This window comes from Pseudomonas sp. TE3728 (assembly GCF_056279145.1).
The window spans coordinates 1,639,031-1,654,862 of record NZ_JBWBQT010000001.1; the positions used below are offsets into that span (position 1 = coordinate 1,639,031).

The following is a 15,832-nucleotide window of genomic DNA, read 5'->3' on the forward strand; positions in this document are numbered from 1 at the left end:
GATTGCATGGAGTGTGTCGCGCTCAACGGCACAACAACCCCATGGGCAAACCCGATCATAGCGCTCTATGATTGAACCCCATGACGACCTCTCTTCCAATCCGCCAACCCTGCCCGCCCGGAGCCTGCATCTGCGAGCGTGAGCCGTTGCTGGAAACCCCCGGCGCGGATCTGCGCATCCTGAGCCTGACCCGATCGGAGGAAAAGCGCTTGGTCGAGCGCTTGGAAAATCTCCAGAGCCTCGGCGATCTGGAGCGTCTGCAACGCCGGATGTACGAGCAATTGGGTCTGCGCGTCGAGATCGTCCCGGGCTTCAATGAAGTGCGCACCATGCGCGGCATCAACATTACCCTCGGCGAACTGCCAGGCCTGTGCCGCAAAACCCGTCAGTCGATTCCGGCGGCGATTCGTCGAGGGCTGGAGAAGCGCCCGGAGATTGCCTACGAGCTGCTCAATGCCAACGACTTGTTGCGTGATGCCTGATTGTTCTCGCTGTTATCTCGATATGTTCGTTTCAAATGTCCTGAAAGAGGATCAGCGGTCGTACGCGAAATGCGGGCCGCTGCTATGCCTTCTGATGGGAGAAAGGGTATCAGGCCAGCCAGGACGGAACTGGAAACACAAGCGTGGCCGTGGCCCGGCGCCAGCCATGTGCGCGAAGATAAAAGGTGCCAATCCGTAGCAGGAGGTGGCAGATGTTATTCATGGTCCGTTGGTCCATCAGTCCGCAACAGCGTAATAGCGCAATCGAACGTTTTCTCAAGACCGGTGGCGCGCCACCCGCAGGCGTCAACATGCTGGGGCGCTGGCATGCCGTCGGTGGCTCGAGTGGTTTTGGCATTGCAGAAGCCAGTGATCCGGTGTCGATTCAGAAGTGGGTGCTGGAATGGAGCGACCTCATGAGCATGGAAGTCCACGCCGCACTGACCGATGAACAGGTGGCGCCGCTGCTGGCTGCCGCAGTCGGCAAGCAATAGGCGTCGAGGCGGCGAGTGCCCTCGCCGCCTTCCTTCTGATTCACTATTTTTTCATCCCCACCCGCCGCCGCATGTCGGCAGTTATCGTCTGTCGGGTTTTCTTCAGGTCAGCCCAGGGTTCGTCACCGATGTCGGCCAGGCGCTCATGCACGTTATGTACGTTCCATTGATTGCCACCCTTGAGCTCGGCCACCTCCTCGCGAAAGATCGGCACCGACACCGGCAGCCCTTCGCGGGTGCGCACGGCATACGCGCAAATAGTGGTGGCGCCCAGACCGTTGCGCAGGTAGTCGATGAAGATACGCCCGACGCGGTTTTTCGGTCCGGACACCGCAGAAAAGCGGTCTGGCAGTAATTTGGCCATGTGGCTGACGATCGCGTGGCTGAAGTCCTTGACCTCGTCCCAGCCGTGTTTGCGGGTCAGCGGCACGATCAGGTGAATCCCCTTGCCGCCGCTGGTTTTGAGAAACGCCTTGAGCCCCAGTTCATCCAGCACCGTGAGGGTTAGCTGAGTTGCTTCGATCATGCTTTTCCAGGGCAACGCCGGATCCGGGTCGAGATCGAGGACAAAGCGATCGGGTTTATCCAGATCGACTGACGTGGCATTCCACGTGTGCAGTTCCACCGTGCTCATCTGCACCGCGCCGATCAGCGCTTTGGCGTTGTTGATGATCATCACCGGTTGGCCCGTTAGTTCCTTGTCCAGGGTAACAATCCCCGGAATGGCCAGGCGCTCGGCGTTCTTCTGAAAGAACAGTTCGCCGGCGATGCCGTCCGGCGCGCGCACCAGCGCCACCGGCCGGTCCTTGAGTTGCGGCAGTATCCATTCGGCGACGCTGGCGTAGTACTGCGCCAGTTGCATCTTGGTCGTGCCGCTGCTGGCGTCGATCACCCGGTCCGGGTGCGTGATCCGCACTTTGCCGCTGGCCAGGCCAATCTGCGACGGCGCGACAGTCGACTGGGCAGTTTTCGGGTCGGCGGCGTCAGGTTTCTCGGCGGCGGATTTGTTCTTCGCTGAGGATTTTGCTGCGGCAGTTTTCGAGGCTGATGTGTTCACGGTTGTCGGCAACTCCTCGGTGATTTCTTTGGCAGGCTTGTCATCGCGCAAACCATGGAACACGGCGTGGCGCACCGAGCCGTCCTTAGTCATTTCGGCAAAGGCCACTTCCGCCAATAAAGTGGGTTTAAGCCAATGCACACCCTTGGCTTCAAAACCGCTAGGCGGATTGACCACCGACGGCTTCTTCGTCTGCAGCGGTTTCAATTGTTCGTAAATGCGCTTGAGAGTCGCCTCATTGAACCCGGTGCCAACCTTGCCGGCATAACGCAATTCACCGCTGTCGCGGTCGTGCAACCCCAGCAGCAACGCGCCAAAGGCACTGCGTGCGCCTTTGGGGTCGGTGAAGCCGACCACAACGAATTCCTGCCGGTGCTTGCACTTGAGTTTGATCCAGTCACGGGTGCGCCGGGACACGTAAGGCGACCCCAGGCGCTTGCCGATCAACCCTTCCATCTTCATTTCGCAGGCGCTGTTGAGCAACGCCTCCGGGGATTCGTCGAAGGCGTCGGAGAATCGCAACAGCGGGTTTTCATTGAGTTTGAGCACAGTCGCCAGCGCCGCCCTGCGCTCCTCGACGGGTACTTCACGCAGGTCCACGCCATTGAGGTAGGGCAAATCGAACAGGTAGTAAACGATGCTGGCGCTACTGCCGGAATCGAACGCATTTTGCAGCGCCTGAAAATCCGGAACGCCCTGCTCGTTGGCCACCACCATTTCGCCGTCGAGCCAGGCCGACTCCAGGCCAAGCGCTGCCAGTGCCTCGGCTTGCCCGGGTAATTTATGGGTCCAATCGTGACCGTTGCGGGTGAAAAGTTTGACCTCATCGTGGTCGATGCGCGTCATGACCCGGTAGCCGTCGAACTTGATCTCATAGCTCCATTCGCCGCTTGGCGCGGATTCGACCAGTGTCGCCAGTTCCGGTTTGAGCAGCTCCGGCAGTTTGGCTTTGCGCGCGCCCGTCAGTTGTGCCGACTTTTCCTTACGCGCCTTGGCCAGGGCTTTGTTGACCGGTTTGGGTTTTTCAGTACCGTGCTTTTTTTCCAGAATTGTGCGGTCGCTGAGCACGCTGTCGGGCTCAGCGGCGACCACGTCGTATTCGCTGTCGGGTCTGGCGGCGCTGTCCTGATGCTTGATCAGAAACCATTGTTCCTGCTTGCCCGGCATGTGCGTGCGCACGAGGTTCCACAGGCCACCGAGCTTTTCTCCTTTCAGCTCGAATTTCAGCCGGCCCTTGGCGTACGCCTTGGCCGGATCGTCCTGGGGAATCCACACCCCACGGTCCCAGACGATCACATCGCCAGCGCCGTAATGCCCTTCGGGAATGGTGCCCTCGAACGTAGCGTATTCCAGCGGATGGTCTTCGACATGGATGGCCAGGCGCTTTACCTTGGGGTCCAGCGACGGCCCTTTGGGCACGGCCCAACTTTTCAGCGCGCCGTCGAGTTCCAGGCGAAAGTCATAGTGCAGGTGCGAGGCATCATGTTTCTGAATGCAGAATTGCAACGCATGATCCTTCGCTGTTTTTTTGCCCGAGCGTTTGACGGCGGCCGGTTCCGAGGTCGCCGAGAAATCGCGCATGCGGTTGTAATCGTCCAGGTTCTTGTTCATGGCTCACCTACCGCTCGTTGCGAGGCCGGGCTGGCGCAAGGTTGTTCGCCGGTTTCCATCAGCAGTTGATCGACAGCTTGCGCCAACGCCTCGGGCATCGAACGTCCGTCGCACAAGGCCTGTTCCACCGCGTACCGTTGCCGATCCGCGCTGGTCCCCTCAATCAGCATGCGCCGGGCCTGTTTGAAGACGTCTTGCACACCCAGTTGCTGCGCGGTCTCGGCAAATGTCACTTGCGCCAGGGCCAGCCATTGCTCGATCGAGATTGTCGGTTCGTGGTCCTGGCGGATGAAGGTGCCGTGAATGCCGTAACGCTTGGCACGCCAGCGATTTTCCTTGAGGATCCAGTAAGCCGCGCGGCTGAAGTTCGCCCCGGGCAGCGGCTGCGCGACGGCGTCAGCGACCATCAGGCGAAACAGCGAAGCGATGCACAGCGCATCGTCCAACCGTGGGCAAGCGTCGGTGATGCGCAGCTCCAGCGTGGGAAACCGTGCGGCCGGGCGCACGCTCCACCAACAGTCACTGGGCTGGCGGATCGAGCCGGTCCGGGTCATCAGCGCGACGTAGTCATCGAACGCATCCTGATCCTCGAAGAACTCCGGAATGCCCATGCGCGGCCACTCGTCGCAGGCGACTTGGCGATAGCTCATGAAACCGCTGTCCACGCCCTCCCAAAACGGGGACGAGGTGCTGAGCGCCAACAACAGCGGCACCCACGGCAAGATTTCGTTCATGACGCGGATACGATCCAGATGACCGGGCACTTCGACGTGCACGTGCAGCCCGGACAACAGGCTGCGCCGGGCCACTCGCTGGTAGTCATCGAACAACTGATGGAAATGCACCTGATCCGTCGGTTGCTGAATTCGCCAATCCGCCAAGGGGTGGCTGCCGGCGCTGAGCAGGCCCAGGCCGAACGGCTCCAGAGCACGTCGCAAGGCACTGCGGGTGGTGGCCAGGTAATCGGCAGCCTCCGGCACACTGCTGAATACCGGTGAGGCGACTTCAATTTGCCCCTGGAACATTTCATAGGCGAACGACTGGCCCAGCGCCGCCCTGCACGCCTCGATCGCTTGGACCGATGGCTGCCCCGGCATGCGCCGGGAAGCGAGGTCGGTGAGGAAGTATTCTTCTTCAATGCCGAAGTTCAGGCGCCTGTTCATCAACGTTTTCCCCAATGCCTGGGCCGAGACGCATCACGGTCAGCGCGACGACGGCAATCCGTTCCACCCGTTTGTAACCGGGGGTCGACAACTCCTCACCGAACACATCGGGATCGAGTTCGCGATACGTCCAGCCGAACCCCGGAGCCTCTAGACGCGGAGTGAGGGCCTCCAGCAATGGATCGCGCCCATCGACCATCGCCGCGCCGGTGTACAGCAGCAACGAGCCGCCGGGCGCCAACCGACCGAGTGCCTGCTCGACAATCCGCAGTGACAACTCCGCACCCAACGCGCCACCGCCATGCCGGTAAGCACGCTCGGCCGGGTCGGCCATGTAGGGTGGGTTGGCGACGATCAGGTCAAAGTATCCGTCGACATCCTGCAACAGATCGCTGGCTTCGACCCTGACGTTAGCCACTTCGGCAAGCGCGGCGTTGATGGCTGTCATGCGCAGCGCCTCGGGGTTGATGTCCAGCGCCAACACCTCGGCTTCGCGACGGGCGCGTGCAATCAGAATGGCACCGACACCGGCACCGCAACCCACGTCCACAGCGCGCCTGATCGGGGCGAAATTCTGCTGCAAATGGGCGTGAATCAGTTGGGCGAACCGATAAGTGTCAGGCCCGAAGAACACCGAATCGGCGGCCTCCGTAGGAAAGGCCGAATGCACGAACAGCAAGTCGTCGAGGCTGGACCAGCGCACCCGGCTTTTCAGCCGCCCGTTGCACGGCTCCAGCACCTGCGCCTGTTGTAACTGGCGTTGTTCATCCGCCGACAATAGCCCTGGCTCGAACGGTCGCGACCAGCCAAAAACATCGCGCAGGGTCTCGGCCCGTAGGCCTTCGGCGCGGTTATTGACACGCTGATGGGTCAGCGGCGTCGGCGTGATGAAGCGATAGCCGTCAGCCTGCAGACGCCGTCCCAGTCGCACCAGTGCCAGGTCGGCGACAGACAGCTGTTCTTCCTGACTCATAAACCGCTCCCGTTGATAAAAGGCGTTCTAGAGAAGGCTGGATTTGAGTTCGACAAACCGGCGTGTCGCCAACAAACCCGCAGGATGAGCATGCCGACGGGGCGAAAGCCACGGCATTAACACCGGCATCTGCTCGTGCCCGCTCAAACCGTTCAGCGCGGTATGCAGGCGCTTGATATCCGGATCGCTGTCGGCGGGCACCGGCGTCTGCGCCGTGACGCTACTGCCGCGTCGTACCGCAGCGACTGGATGCTCCGGCGTCCAGTCGCCAGCAATCCAGTCATGCAGCAACTGTTTTTCGTAAGGGCTGAATACGCCGAACATCGCCGCGCCGGCACCGTCGATCAATTGCCAGAAGCGGCTGGCCTGCGGGTCCTGGTGGCGCTTGATCCAGCCTCTGTTTTCCATGGCCGCCAGCAATCCTGGCAATTGCTCCGGTGAAGACAGCCACTGATTGACGGTCTTGCCTTCAAAGCGGCTGTAATCGGAATGCATGTGCTGGCCGAACGGGCGTTTGCGTTCCAACATGCTCAGGACTTCACTGTCCAGGTTGAACGACTCAATGATCGCCCGGCTGCCCTGCCCCAGGTCGTTGAGCCGATAACCCAGCGCCACCCGACGCAAAAAGTTATCACGGTCGCCTTCCACCGGGAGCAATTGCAGTACCGACTGCACCGCCTTGTGAGCATGGCCGATGCTGGCGTTGTCGATGGTCACGTGGAGCGTGAAATAAAGCGGATCGATGCCCAGTTCGCTGAGTTCATAAGCGCTGATCAACAAGTGCAGCGGCAGCTGTTCATAGCCGAGGTTGTAGCCGATCACTTCCGGTAAATACTCGTCGGCGCAATAGCCGAGCGCCAGTTGAATCGCGCCTTGCAGGTAGCGCTCATCGGTAATCGCGGCAGTGTCTGGCAAGCCATGTTCGGCGAGCAGTTTGCGGTAGATCACTACATGATTCTGCGCCGGATTGCCCTCACCCAATTCTTCCAGATAGGTGCACAACAGCCCGTCGAAGCGCGGGTCCTGCCAGTGCGGCAACAGGTCATAAAGCCAGGCGCCATCCACCAATTTGGTCGGGGCTACCGCTTGCAGGAAAAACAACCCATGGGCTTTATTGCTGAAGAACTGTCGCGCCCCACCCGCCTTGCGTTGCTGAAGGTAATCGGCGTATTGCCGGGCCACGTCGACGCTGTGCTGTTCGACCCAGTTTTGCAGGGCCGAGAGGTCCCGTGGCAGTTCATCAGGCAGCTGCGCCGCTTGCTGCAATTGCTCTTGCAGGAAGCCCCGGGCGAGCGCATGTTTTTGCGCATCATCGTCGTTCAGCAACAACTGTTCATAGAGCGCCTTTAAGCCGCCAGCGACAGTTATCACGTGCTCGTGGGCAGGCCGGGATTGAAGTCGTGTCAGGGCAGTCATGGAATGGTTTTCTCGCTCTGCGGCCAGTGGCAGGACGCTGGATCAGCACGTCTCTATCAGCAGAGCGGCGGTGCCTGAAAAAAATTCCATTGGCGTTGAAATTGGCCGGACAGACGGGCCAGCGCCGTGGCACTGGCTCGCGGCGCAGTTCAGCGCAGGGGGATTCACGCCTCTGGTGACAGCCGAGAATTTCGGCCTTACGTTTCTGCTGCCGAAATCACCGGCCGCATCCCGGGATGTACACAATTTGTGTAGGAACTGGCGCAGGCTGCGATCTTTTGATCCTGGCCATTTTCAAAACCGCTGAAGATCAAAAGATCGCAGGCTTCGCCAGCTCCTACAGGTGGATGCCGCGCCGCCCTTGCCCTTCCCACTCCTGACAGAAATGACACTGCCACCTTTTATGCTGCGCCCACCTTGAATGGAGCGCACAGGCGGACAACGCATTAATTCTTGCCCCGGATATTTCCGGGGTATTTTTTTGCGCGGCGGCTAAGATTCATAGGTGGTGAACCTTATCCCCGAAAATCCGGTCGATACCTGCAACCCGACCCGGTTTGCCGACGCCCTCAACAAGAGGGTGATAACTGGCTTGCTTCACTTTCTGGAGAACGCCCCCGTGATATCCACCGTACACATTGCCAGGCTAAAAGCATGGGGCGCCCATGGTTTTACCGCCACTGGCGTGGTCACAGCCTTCCTCGCGACCCTCGCTTTGTTGGAGAACCAGCCGACCAATTGCCTGCTGTGGCTGGGCGTGGCGCTGATCGTCGACGGTCTGGACGGCGCGCTGGCACGCAAGGTGAATGTGCAGTCGGTGCTACCGAGTTTCGACGGATCGATCCTCGATCTGGTGATCGACTACCTGACCTATGTGTTTATCCCGGCACTGTTCATCTACCGTTACATCCCGTTGCCGGACTACACCCTGCTGCTGACCGTGTCGCTGATTCTGGTGTCGTCACTGTTTTGCTTCTGCAACGTCAACATGAAGAGCAAAGACAACTACTTCCAGGGCTTCCCCGCCGCGTGGAACGTGGTTGCGCTGTGCCTGTACATCATCGACCCGTCGCCGTGGATCACCTTGCTCGCCGTCATCGGCCTGGCGCTGTTGACCGTGACCCGCATGAAATTCCTGCACCCATTCCGCGTGCGCCGGTTCATGCCGATCAACATTGCCGTGACGGCCATCTGGCTGCTGTGCAGCTTGTCGCTGGTGGTCAACCACCCGGTCATCAATCCGCTGGTGATGGGTTTGTGGTTGCTGATGTCGGCCTACTTCCTGGGGATCTGCTTCTGGCGCACGGCGCTGGAGTGGTTCGACAGCTCGCGGCTCAAATAGGCACTGCGATCATGCCCATCCACATCGTCCAACTGGGCTCACCCCGCACCGCGGATGAAGGCCTGCGCCTGGGCACGGTACGCCGCCCGCCCCGTGGTGTACCGAAGGCCGAATTTGCCAGCCGGGATTTTTACGACGTGTGGCAACCGCTGCTGTCCCCCAGCCCCGAATTGGTGGCTGAAGCCAAATCGGCGGAAGATGCCAAGGCCTGGGGCGCCTTCAAGCGCAAGTTCAAGGCCGAGATGAACCATCCCGCGCCCAGTCAACTGCTCGACCTGCTGGCCGCCCTCTCCCATCAAACGTCGCTGGCCGTGGGGTGTTATTGCGAAGACGAGGCCCACTGCCACCGTTCCGTGTTACGGGAGTTGCTGGAGGCACGGGGCGCGAAGGTTATATAGGTCGCACGAACCCCATCTCCCTTGTGGGAGCGAGCCTGCTCGCGATGACTGCATTCCAGTCAATGTAGATGTCGACTGACACTCCGCCATCGCGAGCAGGCTCGCTCCCACATTTAGAACTCCGGCGTGACACCCATCACATGAACACCGCTGATCCCTTGTGGGAGCGAGCCTGCTCGCGATGACTGCATTCCAGTCAATATAGATGTCGACTGATACTCCGCCATCGCGAGCAGGCTCGCTCCCACATTAGAACTCCGGCGTGACACCCATCACATGAACACCGCTGATCCCTTGTGGGAGCGAGCCTGCTCGCGATGACTGCATTCCAGTCAATATAGATGTCGACTGATATTCCGCCATCGCGAGCAGGCTCGCTCCCACACTTTTTACCGAGTCAACCGCTACCTCAACGCTAATCGCCCGCTTGCGGACGAGATTTTGATCATGGTCAATACTTAGAGGATTGAATGGCTATCGAATGACCACACGTCGGGCGCACAGGCAATTCCCCATCGCAATCCAGGGGGCCCGTCGTCTGCTCGTTTACCCACGGGAGGTTTGTCATGTCTGGTCAAGCTCGTTTCATGCTGGTCGCCTCGCCCCTGATGGAACACAGCCCTGCCTTCGACCGGGCCGCAGCGCTGGCCAAAGCCGAAGATGCGGCCCTGCATATCGTGGCCTTCGACTATCTGGAGGGTCTGGCGACCGCCGGCTTGGTCAACGAAAAGGCTCTGGAGCAGATGCGTCTGGGCTATGTCGAGCGTCACCGCCAGTGGCTTGAGGAACAGGCTCGCCCTTTGCGCAAGATCGGAGTGCACGTCACCACGGAGGTGACTTGGGTCGAAAATCCGCTGGAGGAAATCCTGACGCACCTCAAAGAGCAGCCGATGGACGTGCTGATCAAGGCGCTGGAGCACCAATCACGGCTGTCGCGGCTGGTTTTTACCCCTCTCGACGTGCATTTGCTGCGCGAATGCCCGGTGCCGCTGCACTTCGTCAGCCATGCCAAGCATGCGTTGCCGCGCAAGATCGTTGCAGCGGTGGACCCCTTCCATCGTGATGATCACTACAAAAGCTTCAATGACCGGATTCTGCACGAAGCGTCAAAACTCGCGAGTGCCTGCAATGCCGAGCTCGACGTGGTCTACGCCTATGACCTTTCGTCGATCAGCTCGGACGAGTTCAGCTTCGAAAACGGTTCGGCTTTTTTCGCCTCGGAAAAGGCCAAGACCCTGTTCGACTTCCAGGAGGATGCCTTCAACGAATTGGCCGCGCGCAACGGCATCGCGCCGGAGCAACGGCACATGCTCATGGGCAGCCCGACCAAGGTACTGACTCGCTACGCCGAGACTTATGACGTCGATGTGATTGTCATGGGCCGGGTCGGCCATCGCGGCATGGGCCGGTTGATCGGCAGCACCGTGGAGCATCTGCTGTACAAAATGCCGTGCAGTGTATGGGTGGTGTACACCGAGAGGCTGGATGAGTGATTGCGCCGCACGCGGTCCCCTGTAGGAGCTGCCGAAGGCTGCGATCTTTTGGATCTTCAAGACCAAAATCAAAAGATCGCAGCCTTCGGCAGCTCCTACATTGCCCTCCTCAAAGGTTCAACGCCGTGTAATCACCACCTCCAGGTATTCACTGGGCACCACCAGCGACCGCTCCCCCGCCCGGTTCAGGCGATTCAGCAGTTCAGTCATGTCGTTTTCCAGGGCCGCGGCCTCTTCGGGTGGCAGGGTCGCAAAGGCCTTGTGAACCGGGCCATACCAGGTGCGGAAGGTGTCGATAAAGTGCGCGGCCGAACGATAGCGGAAGTTGAACAACCGCCGTGTCACCTGGAGCTGAAAGTCGCGCTGATCGAACTGCGAGTGCAACCAGGCTTCGGTGCCCCAGTTCGAAGGTGGTTGCGCTCCTGGCGGTGGCGGCATGTGACGGCCCAGGGTCTTGAACATCTGGCCGATGAAGCCTTCAGGCGTCCAGTTGGCAAGGCCGATCCGCCCTCCATGACGGCATACCCGCGCCAGTTCCGCTGCGGCCTTGGGCTGATCTGGCGTAAACATCACACCAAAGGTCGAAAGCACAGCATCGAAACTGGCGTCCTCGAACGGCAAGTCCTCGGCATCGGCCACCTGAAAGGTCACGTCCAGGTGTTCCGCCCGTGCGCGGTCTTCGCCACGTTCAAGCAACTTGGCCACGTAATCGGTGGACGTGACCTTGCAGCCCCGGCGCGCGGCGGCGAGCGTTGCATTACCGTTGCCGGCGGCGACGTCCAGCACCTGCTCATCACAGAGCAAGTCGCAGGCTTCGGCCAGTTGTTCGCCGACGATCTGTAAGGTGGTGCCGATCACGGCGTAGTCGCCGCTGGCCCACGAGGCCATTTGACGGTTTTTCAGGGCAGTGAGGTCAATGGGGGTACTCATGAAATCTGCTCCGTTGCGGGTTGGAACTCGTCCGGCTCACTCCGCCGTGGTGGGATCGATGATGTTCATGACCCGCGAAACGCTGTTGATGGGAAATTCACCTTTTTGGGCGTGCTCCCTGATCAGTCCCTCATTCGGCGCGATGTACACGCAGTAAATCTTGTCGCCAGTGATGTAACTCTCCAGCCACTGCACCTCTGGTCCCATCTCGCGCAACACATCGCAGGATTTTTGCGAGATCGCCTTGAGTTCCTGTTGCGGCAGTGCGCCGGCGCCCGGAAGCTCGCGTTCAATAATGTATTTAGGCATGGCAACGTCCTTTTCTTGAGGGTGATGACAGGGTCGGCAATGATCCCGTCGTCCACAAACTATCGCTCCCGGATACGCCGGCGTCCTGCCGATCGTCCGGAGAACCCACGAAATATGGCATTCTCCGATACATGGTCGCCTATCTGTAACGCCGCATTAACAGATCGGCTTGCGTCGCCGAAAACGGGTTATGCAGCAGGCGTTTTGGCCTCTTCCAGCAGTTGCCGAATCATCTGTTCCTGAGTCTCATATCGGCCCTCGCCAAAGTGGGTGTAACGCACTTGGCCCTTGGCATCGATCAGGTAGTGAGCGGGCCAGTACTGGTTATTGAAGGCGCGCCAGATCGCATAGTTGTTGTCGATCGCCACCGGGTAGGTAATGCCGAGTTTTTTCACCTGCTCGCGGACGTTGTCGATGATGCGTTCGTAACCGTATTCAGGGGTGTGCACGCCGATTACGACCAGGCCGTCCTTCTCGTATTTCTTCGCCCAGTCCTTCACGTAGGGCAAGGTGTGCTGGCAGTTGATGCAGTCGTACGTCCAGAAGTCCACCAGCACCACTTTGCCGCGCAGGGCATCGTTGCTCAGCGCTGGCGAGTTGAGCCATTCGACCGCGCCAGAGAGTGACGGCATCGCGCCTTTGGCCGCGTCCTGGGTCGAGTCGGCCTTGACCTTGCTGACGAAGTAATCGACCACTTTCGGTACGGTTTCCAGCACGTGTTGTTCAACCGTGGTGACGCCTTCGGACGAGGTGCTGGCGAGCAATTTGTTGTCGGCACCCGTGGAGATAACCGCTGCGGCAACCAACACCGCAGCCCCCGTGCCGCGACGCAGCCAACCGATGAGCGGAATCGACGGTTTCAAGCGATTGACCAGGCCGCGACCAGCGAAGATCAAAGTGCCCAGGGACAACGCGCTGCCCAGGCCGTACGCCACCAGCAACAGACTGGTCTGAACGTTGGCGCCTTGCAGCATGGCGCCGGTGAGGATTACCCCGAGGATCGGCCCGGCACACGGCGCCCAGAGCAGACCGGTGGCGACGCCGATCATCACCGAGCCTAACGGGCCAGACATTTTGCGAGTGTTGGGATCAAGGCGATTGCCCAGCAGCACAAACGGGCGCGCCAGCCAGCCACCGATGCGAGCGGAGATCAGCGACAGGGCAAACAGCACCATCACGATCAGCGCCACATGGCGGCCGGTGTTGTTGGCTTGTATCACCCAATCGCTGCTGACCACAGCCAGGCTGGAGATCAGGGCGAAGGTCAGGGCCATGCCGCCGAGGGTGAGCAGGATCGAAGAACGCGTGCGTTTAATACCGGCAAACAGAAACGGCACGACCGGGAGGATGCAGGGGCTGAGGACGGTCAAAATACCGCCCAGGAATGCGATGAGGAACATTGAATCACCTTGAAATGCGAGTTCCATGTGGGAGCGAGCCTGCTCGCGATAGCGCTCTGGCAGTCACATGGATGTTGAATGTGCTGCCGTCATCGCGAGCAGGCTCGCTCACACATGAGAACGGTGGAGGTTCTACAGACCTCAGTTGCCTTCGTTGCAGCCATCCGCGAATTTGCTGTAATCCAGTACCCGGGTTTTGCCTTGGGAATCCAGGTAGGTCATCCGGGCATTCACAATCCCGCAGGCGGGGGTGGCGTCCTGTTTCATCGACAGCACTTTCTGGATGTCCAGGTGCGTGCCATAGGTGTAGGTTTGATGAGTGACGTCGGCTTCGGCCCGGGCCGACAAGGTGCAGATGTTCAGGGCGGCAAACAGGCAAGCGGCGTACACGGCTTTGGTGTTCATGGTGATTTCCTCAGGGCTTCCATAGGTCAGCCGAGGCAGTTGGGTTTGCCTCGATGGAACCTATTTGAAACCCGTGAGGTATCCCGTCTGTGTCGAGAACAGGCGCGGGTAAATCACTACGTATCAGCGCAGGCCTGCGATACACAGCGATACAAAACCCCTGAAATCGGCTGTTTTTGCGTCCCCGTGTATCTGCTGATACGCCAGATACACTGCAATACAATCGACGGCAGGCGAGCGGGCCAAGGCTCGATAGACTGTGCGACAACTCCCATTCAAGAGGCTTGGTCACTATGGAACACGTCGATCACATTCTCATCGTGGACGATGACCGCGAAATCCGGGAACTGGTAGGCAATTACCTGAAAAAGAACGGCCTGCGCACCACCGTGGTGGCGGATGGACGGCAGATGCGCTCGTTTCTGGAGTCCACGCCAGTGGATTTGATCGTGCTCGACATCATGATGCCGGGGGACGATGGCCTGGTCCTCTGCCGCGAACTTCGCGCCGGTAAACACAAGGCCACGCCGGTGCTGATGCTCACCGCTCGCAACGATGAAACCGACCGCATCATCGGCCTGGAAATGGGTGCCGACGATTACCTGGTCAAACCGTTCGCCGCCCGTGAATTGCTCGCCCGCATCAACGCTGTGCTACGACGCACGCGGATGCTGCCGCCGAACCTGGTGATCACCGAAAGCGGTCGCCTGCTGGCATTCGGTCGCTGGCGCCTGGACACCTCGGCCCGGCATCTGCTGGATGAGGACGGCACCATGGTCGCCCTCAGCGGTGCGGAATATCGTTTGCTGCGGGTGTTCCTCGATCACCCTCAGCGGGTGCTCAATCGCGACCAGTTGCTTAACCTGACCCAGGGCCGCGATGCCGATCTGTTCGACCGCTCGATCGATTTGCTGGTGAGCCGCTTGCGTCAGCGTCTGCTGGACGATGCCCGGGAGCCGGCTTACATCAAGACCGTACGCAGTGAAGGTTATGTGTTCTCCCTGCCGGTGGAAGTGCTCGGTGCGCCGTCATGAACCTTGCGCTGCACTGGCCCCGCACGCTGGCTTCGCGGCTGTCGCTGATTTTCCTGATTGGCCTGATTCTCGCCCAGGTGCTGTCCTTTGGCGCTCAGTACTACGAGCGTTACGAAAGTGCGAAAAACACCATGTTGGGCAACCTGGAAACCGATGTTTCGACCTCTCTGGCCATCCTCGACCGTTTGCCCGCCGACGAACGCCCGAACTGGCTACCGCGTCTGGAACGCGCCAACTACAACTATCTGTTGAATGAAGGCTCGCCGGGCACGCCGATGGCAGCCCGCGATGTGTCGATTGCAGTGACCTCGATTCAGGACGCCATCGGCCATGATTACCCGCTGACCTTTACCGACATCCCCGGCCCGAAAAAACACTTCCAAGCCCACCTGAAACTGAAGGACGGCAGCCCCGTCACTATCGACGTGCGACCGTCGATGGTGCCGTTGTCGCCGTGGCTGCCGGCGGTGTTGCTGGGGCAACTGGCGCTGATGATTATCTGCACCTGGCTGGCCGTGAGAATCGCCATTCGCCCGCTCACCCGCCTCGCCCAAGCGGTGGAAACCCTCGACCCCAACACCCACGCCGTACACCTGGATGAAAAAGGCCCGACCGAAGTCGCCTACGCTGCGCGGGCCTTCAATGCGATGCAGGCGCGTATTGCGGCCTATCTCAAGGAACGCATGCAGTTGTTGGCGGCAATTTCCCACGACCTGCAAACCCCGATCACCCGCATGAAACTGCGCGCCGAGTTCATGGATGACTCCAGCGAGAAAGACAAACTGTGGAACGACCTCGGCGAGATGGAACACCTGGTGCGCGAAGGCGTGGCCTATGCCCGCAGCATTCATGGGGCCACCGAGGAAAGTCGCCGCACTGATCTGGATTCATTCCTCGACAGCCTGGTGTTCGACTATCAGGACATGGGCAAAGACGTGCAGCTCGACGGCAAAAGCGCAGCCGTGATCAACACCCGGCCGCATGCCTTGCGACGAGTGCTGGTGAACCTGATAGACAACGCGCTGAAATTCGCCGGCACCGCAGAGCTGTCGGTGGAAACGAAGGCTGATGGTAGCTTGTCGGTGAAAGTGATGGACCGTGGGCCAGGGATCGCCGAAGAGCAATTGGCACAAGTGATGGAACCGTTCTACCGCGTGGAGAACTCGCGTAATCGCAGCACGGGAGGGACCGGTTTGGGGTTGGCGATTGCCCAGCAGTTGGCCATCGCGATTGGCGGGTCATTGAAATTGAGCAATCGCGAGGGTGGTGGGGTTTGTGCGGAGCTCAGGTTGCCGAGGGCCCAATAACCGCCACAAATCCAATGT

The 15,832-nt window shown here is 59.9% G+C and carries 15 protein-coding genes; 7 read left to right on the plus strand and 8 right to left on the minus strand.

Going from position 1 to position 15,832, the window contains the following annotated elements:
- The first annotated feature begins 80 nt into the window (after positions 1–80).
- Positions 81–482 (plus strand): hypothetical protein, encoded by a 402-nt coding sequence (locus ACZ89R_RS06790; protein ID WP_008073195.1) that lies wholly within the window; start codon positions 81–83, stop codon positions 480–482.
- A 212-nt stretch (positions 483–694) separates the two neighbouring features.
- Entirely contained in the window at positions 695–976 is a 282-nt protein-coding gene (locus ACZ89R_RS06795; protein WP_429546272.1) for a DUF3303 domain-containing protein, read from the plus strand.
- A gap of 43 nt (positions 977–1,019) precedes the next feature.
- Here ACZ89R_RS06795 and ligD read toward each other — a convergent pair whose 3' ends face one another.
- Genes ligD through ACZ89R_RS06815 form a run of 4 tightly spaced genes read right to left on the minus strand, consistent with a single transcriptional unit; the run spans position 1,020 to position 7,196 of the window.
- On the minus strand, positions 1,020–3,644 hold the full coding sequence (gene ligD, locus ACZ89R_RS06800; RefSeq protein WP_429546271.1) for a DNA ligase D: 2,625 nt from the start codon (positions 3,642–3,644) through the stop codon (positions 1,020–1,022).
- Positions 3,641–4,807 (minus strand): carboxylate-amine ligase, encoded by a 1,167-nt coding sequence (locus ACZ89R_RS06805; RefSeq protein WP_429385195.1) that lies wholly within the window; start codon positions 4,805–4,807, stop codon positions 3,641–3,643. The genes ligD and ACZ89R_RS06805 overlap by 4 nt, the downstream gene beginning before the upstream one ends.
- A complete protein-coding gene (locus ACZ89R_RS06810; RefSeq protein ID WP_429546270.1) occupies positions 4,779–5,780 on the minus strand; it encodes a methyltransferase in 1,002 nt (333 codons plus the stop codon). Before ACZ89R_RS06810 ends, ACZ89R_RS06805 begins: the two co-directional genes overlap by 29 nt.
- A gap of 27 nt (positions 5,781–5,807) precedes the next feature.
- Positions 5,808–7,196, minus strand: coding sequence for an iron-containing redox enzyme family protein (locus ACZ89R_RS06815; protein WP_429546269.1), 1,389 nt, complete (start codon positions 7,194–7,196; stop codon positions 5,808–5,810).
- A 619-nt stretch (positions 7,197–7,815) separates the two neighbouring features.
- Here ACZ89R_RS06815 and pcsA point away from each other — a divergent pair.
- From pcsA to ACZ89R_RS06830, 3 genes are all read left to right on the plus strand, one after another.
- Complete coding sequence (gene pcsA, locus ACZ89R_RS06820; protein WP_052965377.1) at positions 7,816–8,538, plus strand: phosphatidylcholine synthase; 723 nt, start codon at positions 7,816–7,818, stop codon at positions 8,536–8,538.
- A gap of 11 nt (positions 8,539–8,549) precedes the next feature.
- The gene (locus tag ACZ89R_RS06825; protein ID WP_429546268.1) at positions 8,550–8,936 is read left to right on the plus strand and encodes a DUF488 domain-containing protein; all 387 of its coding nucleotides are present in this window, start codon (positions 8,550–8,552) and stop codon (positions 8,934–8,936) included.
- A gap of 566 nt (positions 8,937–9,502) precedes the next feature.
- Positions 9,503–10,429 carry a universal stress protein gene (locus ACZ89R_RS06830; protein ID WP_429546267.1) on the plus strand — a complete coding sequence of 309 codons (927 nt, stop codon included), beginning with the start codon at positions 9,503–9,505 and terminating at the stop codon, positions 10,427–10,429.
- A gap of 117 nt (positions 10,430–10,546) precedes the next feature.
- Here the strand turns inward: ACZ89R_RS06830 and ACZ89R_RS06835 are convergent, their stop codons facing one another.
- The 4 genes from ACZ89R_RS06835 to ACZ89R_RS06850 all read right to left on the minus strand — a co-directional run bounded on the left by ACZ89R_RS06835 (position 10,547) and on the right by ACZ89R_RS06850 (position 13,473).
- Positions 10,547–11,359 (minus strand): class I SAM-dependent methyltransferase, encoded by an 813-nt coding sequence (locus tag ACZ89R_RS06835; protein WP_429546266.1) that lies wholly within the window; start codon positions 11,357–11,359, stop codon positions 10,547–10,549.
- 36 nt (positions 11,360–11,395) lie between these two features.
- Positions 11,396–11,668, minus strand: coding sequence for a DUF4242 domain-containing protein (locus tag ACZ89R_RS06840; RefSeq protein WP_123499640.1), 273 nt, complete (start codon positions 11,666–11,668; stop codon positions 11,396–11,398).
- Positions 11,669–11,856: 188 nt separating this feature from the next.
- A complete protein-coding gene (locus ACZ89R_RS06845) occupies positions 11,857–13,068 on the minus strand; it encodes a cytochrome c biogenesis protein DipZ (protein WP_429546265.1) in 1,212 nt (403 codons plus the stop codon).
- 141 nt (positions 13,069–13,209) lie between these two features.
- Positions 13,210–13,473, minus strand: a complete 264-nt coding sequence (locus tag ACZ89R_RS06850) for a DUF2790 domain-containing protein (protein ID WP_429546264.1) — start codon at positions 13,471–13,473, stop codon at positions 13,210–13,212.
- Between the two features lie 293 nt (positions 13,474–13,766).
- Here ACZ89R_RS06850 and ACZ89R_RS06855 point away from each other — a divergent pair, with 293 nt between their 5' ends.
- Together ACZ89R_RS06855 and ACZ89R_RS06860 are read left to right on the plus strand one after the other, a co-directional pair.
- A complete protein-coding gene (locus tag ACZ89R_RS06855; protein ID WP_007896007.1) occupies positions 13,767–14,507 on the plus strand; it encodes a response regulator in 741 nt (246 codons plus the stop codon).
- Positions 14,504–15,814 (plus strand): ATP-binding protein, encoded by a 1,311-nt coding sequence (locus ACZ89R_RS06860; protein WP_429546263.1) that lies wholly within the window; start codon positions 14,504–14,506, stop codon positions 15,812–15,814. Before ACZ89R_RS06855 ends, ACZ89R_RS06860 begins: the two co-directional genes overlap by 4 nt.
- The last annotated feature ends 18 nt before the right edge of the window (positions 15,815–15,832 follow it).

What these genes read in the sequence shown, in the direction of transcription:
- ACZ89R_RS06790 (WP_008073195.1), top strand. Translation starts at nt 81, where the DNA reads ATGACGACCTCTCTTCCAATCCGCCAACCCTGCCCGCCCGGAGCCTGC.
- ACZ89R_RS06795 (WP_429546272.1), top strand. Translation starts at nt 695, where the DNA reads ATGTTATTCATGGTCCGTTGGTCCATCAGTCCGCAACAGCGTAATAGC.
- ligD (WP_429546271.1), bottom strand. Translation starts at nt 3,644, where the DNA reads ATGAACAAGAACCTGGACGATTACAACCGCATGCGCGATTTCTCGGCG.
- ACZ89R_RS06805 (WP_429385195.1), bottom strand. Translation starts at nt 4,807, where the DNA reads ATGAACAGGCGCCTGAACTTCGGCATTGAAGAAGAATACTTCCTCACC.
- ACZ89R_RS06810 (WP_429546270.1), bottom strand. Translation starts at nt 5,780, where the DNA reads ATGAGTCAGGAAGAACAGCTGTCTGTCGCCGACCTGGCACTGGTGCGA.
- ACZ89R_RS06815 (WP_429546269.1), bottom strand. Translation starts at nt 7,196, where the DNA reads ATGACTGCCCTGACACGACTTCAATCCCGGCCTGCCCACGAGCACGTG.
- ACZ89R_RS06825 (WP_429546268.1), top strand. Translation starts at nt 8,550, where the DNA reads ATGCCCATCCACATCGTCCAACTGGGCTCACCCCGCACCGCGGATGAA.
- ACZ89R_RS06830 (WP_429546267.1), top strand. Translation starts at nt 9,503, where the DNA reads ATGTCTGGTCAAGCTCGTTTCATGCTGGTCGCCTCGCCCCTGATGGAA.
- ACZ89R_RS06835 (WP_429546266.1), bottom strand. Translation starts at nt 11,359, where the DNA reads ATGAGTACCCCCATTGACCTCACTGCCCTGAAAAACCGTCAAATGGCC.
- ACZ89R_RS06840 (WP_123499640.1), bottom strand. Translation starts at nt 11,668, where the DNA reads ATGCCTAAATACATTATTGAACGCGAGCTTCCGGGCGCCGGCGCACTG.
- ACZ89R_RS06845 (WP_429546265.1), bottom strand. Translation starts at nt 13,068, where the DNA reads ATGTTCCTCATCGCATTCCTGGGCGGTATTTTGACCGTCCTCAGCCCC.
- ACZ89R_RS06850 (WP_429546264.1), bottom strand. Translation starts at nt 13,473, where the DNA reads ATGAACACCAAAGCCGTGTACGCCGCTTGCCTGTTTGCCGCCCTGAAC.
- ACZ89R_RS06855 (WP_007896007.1), top strand. Translation starts at nt 13,767, where the DNA reads ATGGAACACGTCGATCACATTCTCATCGTGGACGATGACCGCGAAATC.
- ACZ89R_RS06860 (WP_429546263.1), top strand. Translation starts at nt 14,504, where the DNA reads ATGAACCTTGCGCTGCACTGGCCCCGCACGCTGGCTTCGCGGCTGTCG.